This is a genomic window from Streptomyces glaucescens, from assembly GCF_002154375.1.
In the GTDB taxonomy this organism is placed as follows: Bacteria; Actinomycetota; Actinomycetes; order Streptomycetales; family Streptomycetaceae; genus Streptomyces; species Streptomyces glaucescens.
This window is the reverse complement of record NZ_MUND01000679.1, coordinates 1-7,062: the sequence shown is the minus strand read 5'-3', so window position 1 is coordinate 7,062 and position 7,062 is coordinate 1. Positions and strand designations below refer to the sequence as shown.

Sequence of the window (7,062 nt, the reverse complement as noted above, 5' to 3'; positions counted from 1 at the left end):
CGGCTCCCCAGCAGACCCCCACCACCCTCCCCTGGGGCGTCGCCACCCTCGCCGCCGGCCTCGCCGTCGAGGCGTACGCCGGTCACACCGGCACCCCCAGCGACCTCACCATGCCCAGCGGCCTCACCACCGGCCCGGTCGGTGTCCTCCTCGGCTGGGTCCTGACCGCCGTGGGCCTTGCCCTGGCCGGTCCCGGCCTCACCCACCTGTGCGGCCGGCTGCTCCAGTCGGCCCGCCCCGGCGGCCTCCGCCTGCTGGCGGGCCGCGCCCTGATGGCGGAGGCGGACCGGATCGGCCGCCCCCTCGGCGTGGTCTGCGCGGTGGCCTCCGCGGCGTACGCCCTGGACGGCCTCCAGGACCCGGCCGCCCTGGGTCCCCTCACCGTCCTGGGCGCGCTGGTGGTCGCGGGCTGCGCCCTCGCGACCCTGCTGACCGCCGCCGTGGAGTCCCGGCAGGCCCGCTCCGACACCACCGCCGCCCTGCTCCGCCTCGGCGCCCCCGCCACAGTGCTGCGCGGCGCGGCGGTGCTGCGCGCGGGCGCGCTGCTGGCGCTGTTCGGGCCGCTGACCCTGATCGTCGCGGCGCTGGCGGCCCAGCCGCTGGCCCGCTGAGAACTCGTACGAAGAAAGTCCGCGGACACCGATGAGTTCGCGACGGCGCCCGGGTCTACCTCCACGAACACCACAGGACACACACCACCCAGGGAGAGACCCCGCATGTACCAGCAGATGATCTTCGTGAACCTGCCCGTCGCCGACGTGGACGCCTCGAAGAAGTTCTTCACCGAGCTGGGCTACTCGATCAACCCGCAGTTCAGCGACGAGACCACGGCGAGCGTGGTCATCAGCGACACGATCGTCGTGATGCTGCTCGGCAAGGAGAAGTACGCGCAGTTCACCAAGAAGGAGATCGCCGACGCCACCCGGACCAGCGAGGTGCTGATCGCGCTGAGCGCGGAGAGCCGGGAGAAGGTCGACGAGCTGGTGGACAAGGCACTCGCGGCGGGCGGCACGACGGCCGGCGAGACGCAGGACATGGGCTTCATGTACGGCCGCTCCTTCGACGACCTCGACGGCCACACCTTCGAGGTGGTCTGGATGGACCCGGCGGCCATCGAGGGCTGATCCGCCACGCGGGCCAGGCTGCCTAGCATGGGCGGGTGCACCCGACACCCGCCCAGCAGAGTCATCACGCCTCCCACGACCGCGAGATCGAGTCCCTCGCCGAGTTCGACGAGGTGGTCTCCACCCGTCGCGCACTCGCCCACTTCCGCGTCCAGGCCGTCGACCTGACGGACCGTACGGACGCCCTCCTCGCCGCCGACGTCACCGGCGCCGTCTTCCTCGGCTGCCCCATGACCCCCGAGGCCGCCACCCGCGTGGCCGCCGCCGGCGCCCTGGTCTTCCCGCCCATACCGGGCCTCCCCTTCGACCCGTACCGCGGGTTCGTCTACACCCCCGACGAGCTGTTCGACGGACTCGGCGAGGGGTACGAGGCGACCCCGGACGCCCTCTCCTACGCCTGGTTCCAGCAGACCAGGGCCGACGGTGACGTCTTCGCCTCCATGCTGCGCGCGGTGCACGACGACGCCGTCTCCGACGCGCTGGACGAACTCCTCGTCGGCGCCCGGGTGGTGGGCGTGATGGGCGGCCACGCGATGGCGCGCGGCACGGAGGCGTACGCCGGTGCCGCGCGGCTCGGGCGGGCGCTGGCCCGCGCGGGTTTCACCGTGGCGACCGGCGGCGGCCCCGGCGCCATGGAGGCGGCGAACCTCGGGGCGTACGCGGCCCCCTTCGAGGACGCCATGCTCACCGAGGCCCTCGCCGTGCTGGCCGAGGTGCCGTCGTTCGTCCCGTCGGTGACCGACTGGGCGCGGGCCGCCTTCGAGGTGCGCTCGACCTGGCCGGGCGGCGGCCCCTCGGTCGGCATCCCGACCTGGTTCTACGGCCACGAGCCGCCCAACGCCTTCGCCGCGCACATCGCCAAGTACTTCTCCAACGCCACCCGAGAGGACGGTCTGCTGGCCCGCTGCACCGCCGGGGTGGTCTTCCTGCCGGGCGCCGCCGGCACCGTACAGGAGATCTTCGACAACGCCACCCCGAACTACTACCGGTCGCGCGGCGAGCCGACGCCGATGGTCCTGGTGGACACCGCGCACTGGACGGAGCACCTGCCGGCCTGGCCGCTGCTCCAGGCACTCGCACGGGAGCGTCCGATGGCGGCCCGGGTCGCGCTGGTCGACCGGATCGAGGAGGCTCCAAAGGCGCTGAAACGTCTCGGCGGTTAATAAGCGGGCAAAGCCAACGCCCGTGCGCCGTGCGCGCATTGACACTGCTTATGGAGCGCTTATAAACCTGTGAGGCTCCTGGGTGCCGGGGCGCCCACCGGACACCGGTGCCGTCCCGACGCCCCGTCAACCCCCCATGTGTGTAACCCGTAAGGACAAACGTGTCCATAACCCGCCGTAACGTTGCACGTTCCGTGCGCATGCTCGGTGTCGCCTCCGCCTCGGCCGCGCTCGCGCTCGGCGTCGCGGGCACCGCCTTCGCCTGCGACATCAGTGAGTTCTCCGCCGCCGCCGTGTGCGACGGCACCAAGGGCGTCATCACGGTCACCGACAAGGACCCCTCGGGCGTCCCGGCGACCGTCTCGGTCTACCTGGAGAACAACGGCGCCGACGAGCGCCTGGTCGGCACCCAGGAGGTCCGCGGCTCCCGCGAAGGTGTCACGATCACCTTCGAGGAGGACTGGAAGCCCAACGCCACCTACCGGATCCACGTCAAGGCCGGGAACCAGGTCGACGAGGACATCGAGCCGAACCTCACCACCCCCTCCACCCCCTGCAAGCCCGGGGAGGAGACCTCCACGCCGACGCCGACCCCGTCCGCGACCCCCTCGGACACTCCGCCGGCCTCCGCGACCCCGTCGGCGCCGGCCGACAGCGCCACTCCCTCCCCGTCCGCCCCCGAGAGCAGCAGCGCGCCCGCGGACACCGTGAGCAACGCGCCGTCGCCCGCGGCCGGGAAGTCCAACCTCGCCGAGACCGGCGCGAGCTCCAACACCGGTCTGATCGCCGGGATCGCGGCCGCCCTGGTCGTCGTCGGCGGTGGCGCGGTGTTCCTCGGCATGCGCCGCCGCGGGGCGAAGAGCGACAGCTGATCACCCCGCAGCACGATGGCCCGTCCCCGCTACGGCCGGGGGCGGGCCTTCCGCGTGTCCGGGCCCCGGCTCAGCCGAACGTCGCCCGTTCCAGCCAGAACTCCAGCAGCTCGCGCTCCCCCAGCACCTCCAGGTCCGCGCTGTCCAGCGGGAGGCGGCGGTAGAAGGCGAGCAGCAGGGAGGTGAGCGGGCCGCGCAGCGCGACGTCCGCCTTCTCGTGACCGCGCCGCCAGACCACCCCGTCCTCGGCCAGCTCGATCAGCCACTCGGCCGCCAGCTCCGGGTCGGCGTCGGTGGCGTGCAGGTGCAGGGTGCGGCCGGTGCCGCGCAGTTCGCCCGCCGGGTCGTCCGGCAGGGCCCGCTGCACGAACTGCACGATCTCCAGCCACTCGTCGACGGCGTCGGCCGCCACCTCGGGCGCCACGTCGTAGGGCAGCCCGGCGGCGAGCGTGGCGTCGGCCCGGTGCACGGTGACCTCGTGGGTCATCCGGCGCGCCCAGAATCCGGCGTCGTTGATCCCGGACCACGCCCACACCTTGGCGTCCGGCCCGGCCTCGCGCAGCGCGGCGACGACCGCCTCCCCGCTCCGCGCCAGCCAGGCGTCCAGCGCTGCCGGGTCCCCGACGGCCTCCGGTCCGGCGCCGCCCGGCACCCGGCTCGGCTCGATCTCCGTCTCGGCACGGGTGCGCACCAGCAGCTCGACCCAGCGCAGGGCGCCGCCCGTGTGCCGCACCAGCTCTTCCAGGGTCCAGTCGGGGCAGGTCGGCACGGTCCCGGACAGATCGGCGCCGGAGGTCACCACGGCCCTCAACTGGCGGACCTGGTGGGCTATTTCGTCACAGTAACGGTCATGCTCGAGTCGGCTCATGGACCGAGCCTATGAGCCGCCCGCTCCGTCGAGCACCACGATTTCCCCCGCGTCGAACTCCACGCCGACCACGTCCCCCACCTCGGGCGCCGACCGCAGCGGGCAGGCGGCCTGCAGGCGCGGGGCGTCCTCCGGCTGGAGGTGCACGGCGACATGGGTGCCCTGGAAGGTGCGGGCCGCGACCGTGCAGCGCAGCCCGGCGTCGGCCGCCACCAGCCGGACCCCGGCGGGCCGCACGAGCAGCGAGCGCGTTCCCTGCGCGGCGCCCTCGGGGACCGGCAGCTTGCCCCAGGGGGTGGCGGCGGCCTGCCCGGCGACGGTCGCGTCGACCACGTTGTCGAAGCCGAGGAAGCGGGCGACGAAGGCGTCCGCCGGCCGCTGCCACACGTCGAGCGGCGTCCCGGACTGGGCGATCCGCCCGTCCCGCATCACCACGACCCGGTCGGCGAGCGCGAACGCCTCCCCCTGGTCGTGGGTGACGGCGAGCACGGTGGTGCCCAGGCGCCCGAACAGCTCGCGGAGTTCGACGACCAGCCGCTCCCGCAGCGAACGGTCCAGCTGGCCCAGCGGCTCGTCCAGCATCAGCAGCCGGGGCCGGGGCGCGAGCGCGCGGGCCAGCGCGACCCGCTGCTGCTCCCCGCCGGAGAGCGCGGCCACGGCCCGCCGCCCGGCCCCGGGCAGCCCGACCAGCTCCAGCAGCTCCTCGACCCGCGCGTCCCGTTCCCGCCGGGGCAGGCCGTGCATGCGCGGCCCGAACGCCACGTTCCCGGCGACATCGCGCTGCGGGAAGAGCTGATGGTCCTGGAACATCAGCCCGACACCCCGCTTGTGCGCGGGGACGCCGGCCTGGTCGCGGCCGTCGAGCAGCACCCGCCCGGCGTCCAGCGGCTGGAGCCCGGCCACCGCCCGCAGCAGCGTGGACTTCCCGCTGCCGCTCGGCCCGAGCACGCACACCACCTCGTGCTCGGCGACCTCCAGATCCACACCGTCCAGGACGGGCCGCCCGCCGAACCGCACGGTGGCTCCCCGCAGACCCAGCAGCATCTAGAACTCCCCCGTCCGGTCGGTCCGCAGCCGTTCGAGGACCAGCAGCGCCACCGCGCACACCACCATCAGAATCGTCGACAGGGCCATCGCCTGCCCGTAGTTGAGGTCGCCGGGCCGTCCCAGCAGCCGGGCCACGGCCACCGGCAGCGTGGGGTTGTCGGGCCGTGCGATGAACACGGTCGCCCCGAACTCGCCCAGTGACACGGCGAACGCGAACCCGGCCGCGACCAGCAGCGCCCGCCGCACCATCGGCAGATCGACCTCGCGCCACACCCGCCACGGCGACGCGCCGAGCACCGATGCCGCCTCCCGCAGGCGTACGTCCACCGCGCGCAGCACGGGCAGCATGGTCCGTACGACGAAGGGCACCCCGACCAGCGCCTGCGCCAGCGGCACCAGGATCCAGGAGGCGCGCAGGTCCAGCGGCGGCTCGTCCAGCGCGATCAGGAAGCCGAAGCCGACGGTCACCGCCGACACGCCGAGCGGCAGCATCAGCAGCGCGTCGAACCCGCGGACGAACCGCCCGGCGTCCCGCCGGGTGAGGGCCGCGGCGGCGAGGGCGCCGATGACGAGGGCGATGGCGGTGGCCGCGAGGGCGTACTCCAGCGAGTTGCCGATCGCCTCGATGGGCGGGACGAGGAAGGTGCCGCCGTCCGCGCGGGTGAGCGCCTCGTAGTAGGTGAACCCGGGTGCGTCGAGCGACCGCTGCACCAGCACCCCGAGCGGCAGCAGGATCAGCACGGCGACGGTGACGAGGACCCCGGCCAGCAGTGCCCACTGCCCGGCCCCGCGCGGCCGGCGCGCGGTCACCGCCGCGTCCACCAGCCGCAGCGCGGTCTCCCGCCGCCGAACCGTCCAGGCGTGCACGGCGAGGATCGCGCCCACCGCCGCGAACTGGATCAGGGTGAGCACGGCGGCCGTGGACAGGTCGAAGATCTCCGAGGTCTGCCGGTAGATCTCCACCTCCAGCGTGGAGAACCGCGGTCCGCCGAGGATCTGCACCACGCCGAAGGAGGTGAAGGTGAAGAGGAACACCATCAGCGCGGCGGCGGCCACCGCGGGCGCGAGCGCGGGCAGGGTGACCTGCCGCCAGGCCTGGAAGGGCGACGCGCCGAGCATCCGCGCGGCCTCCTCCTGCCGGGGGTCGAGCTGCGCCCACAGCCCGCCGACCGTGCGGACGACGACCGCGTAGTTGAAGAAGACGTGCGCGAGCAGGATCGCCCACACGGTGGTGTCCAGCCGTACGCCCCACAGCTCGTCCAGCAGCCCGCCGCGCCCGAGCAGGGCCAGGAACGCGGTGCCGGCCACGACCGTGGGCAGCACGAACGGGACGGTCACCACCGCCCGCAGCAGCTGCTTGCCGGGGAACGCGAAACGGCCGAAGACATACGCGGCGGGCAGCGCGAGCAGCAGCGTCAGACCGGTGGAGGCGAGCGCCTGCCAGGTGGTGAACCACAGGACGTGCCGGATGCCGGGCTGGGCGAGCACGTCCCACAGCCGGCCGAACCGCCAGGCACCGTCGACGTCCAGACCGCGGGCGACGATCGCGGCGACGGGCCAGGCGAAGAGGACGGCGAAGAACGCGACGGGCAGGGCCATGAGCCCGAGCCGCGCCGCCGCGCCCTTCGCGCCGCCCTTGCGGGGGGCTACTTCAGTACGAGCGAGGTCCACGACTTGACCCAGTCGTCACGGTTGGCGGCGATCTTCGCCGGGTCCATGGTCTCCGGGTCCTTCGCCTGCGGGCCGGACTTCACGAACTCCTCGGGCACCTGGGCGCCCTTGGTCACCGGGTAGACGAACATGTTCAGCGGCATGTCGTCCTGGAACGTCCGGGTCAGCATGAAGTCGAGGAGCGCCTTGCCGCCCTCGGGGTTCTTCGCGTTGCTCAGCAGGCCCGCGTACTCGACCTGCCGGAAGCAGGTGCCCTCGGCGACCCCGGTCGGGGCGGTCTTCGGCTTCGGGTCGGCGTAGATCACCTCCGCGGGCGG

Annotated in this window: 6 protein-coding genes and 2 pseudogenes; 4 read left to right on the top strand and 4 right to left on the bottom strand. The window is 73.6% G+C overall.

Going from position 1 to position 7,062, the window contains the following annotated elements; all coding sequences use genetic code 11:
* From CCN42_RS34740 to CCN42_RS34725, 4 genes and pseudogenes are all read left to right on the top strand, one after another.
* Positions 1-611, top strand: a pseudogene (locus tag CCN42_RS34740) (hypothetical protein); the annotation flags it as partial.
* 105 nt (positions 612-716) lie between these two features.
* Positions 717-1,124 (top strand): VOC family protein, encoded by a 408-nt coding sequence (locus CCN42_RS34735; RefSeq protein WP_086741381.1) that lies wholly within the window; start codon positions 717-719, stop codon positions 1,122-1,124.
* 35 nt (positions 1,125-1,159) lie between these two features.
* A complete protein-coding gene (locus CCN42_RS34730) occupies positions 1,160-2,287 on the top strand; it encodes an LOG family protein (protein ID WP_086741380.1) in 1,128 nt (375 codons plus the stop codon).
* 200 nt (positions 2,288-2,487) lie between these two features.
* Positions 2,488-3,159, top strand: coding sequence for an LAETG motif-containing sortase-dependent surface protein (locus CCN42_RS34725; RefSeq protein ID WP_086741382.1), 672 nt, complete (start codon positions 2,488-2,490; stop codon positions 3,157-3,159).
* 70 nt (positions 3,160-3,229) lie between these two features.
* On the opposite strand, the gene CCN42_RS34720 is transcribed toward CCN42_RS34725, so the two are convergent.
* The 4 genes and pseudogenes from CCN42_RS34720 to CCN42_RS34705 form a co-directional block, all read right to left on the bottom strand.
* Complete coding sequence (locus tag CCN42_RS34720; protein WP_086741379.1) at positions 3,230-4,027, bottom strand: maleylpyruvate isomerase family mycothiol-dependent enzyme; 798 nt, start codon at positions 4,025-4,027, stop codon at positions 3,230-3,232.
* Positions 4,028-4,036: 9 nt separating this feature from the next.
* Positions 4,037-5,071 carry an ABC transporter ATP-binding protein gene (locus CCN42_RS34715; protein WP_086741378.1) on the bottom strand — a complete coding sequence of 345 codons (1,035 nt, stop codon included), beginning with the start codon at positions 5,069-5,071 and terminating at the stop codon, positions 4,037-4,039.
* The gene (locus CCN42_RS34710) at positions 5,072-6,673 is read right to left on the bottom strand and encodes an ABC transporter permease (protein WP_086741377.1); all 1,602 of its coding nucleotides are present in this window, start codon (positions 6,671-6,673) and stop codon (positions 5,072-5,074) included.
* 47 nt (positions 6,674-6,720) lie between these two features.
* Positions 6,721-7,062, bottom strand: a pseudogene (locus CCN42_RS34705) (thiamine ABC transporter substrate-binding protein); the annotation flags it as partial.

Coding starts and splice junctions, on each gene's coding strand:
- CCN42_RS34735 (WP_086741381.1), top strand. CDS start 717: ATGTACCAGCAGATGATCTTCGTGAACCTGCCCGTCGCCGACGTGGAC.
- CCN42_RS34725 (WP_086741382.1), top strand. CDS start 2,488: ATGCTCGGTGTCGCCTCCGCCTCGGCCGCGCTCGCGCTCGGCGTCGCG.
- CCN42_RS34720 (WP_086741379.1), bottom strand. CDS start 4,027: ATGAGCCGACTCGAGCATGACCGTTACTGTGACGAAATAGCCCACCAG.
- CCN42_RS34715 (WP_086741378.1), bottom strand. CDS start 5,071: ATGCTGCTGGGTCTGCGGGGAGCCACCGTGCGGTTCGGCGGGCGGCCC.
- CCN42_RS34710 (WP_086741377.1), bottom strand. CDS start 6,673: ATGGCCCTGCCCGTCGCGTTCTTCGCCGTCCTCTTCGCCTGGCCCGTC.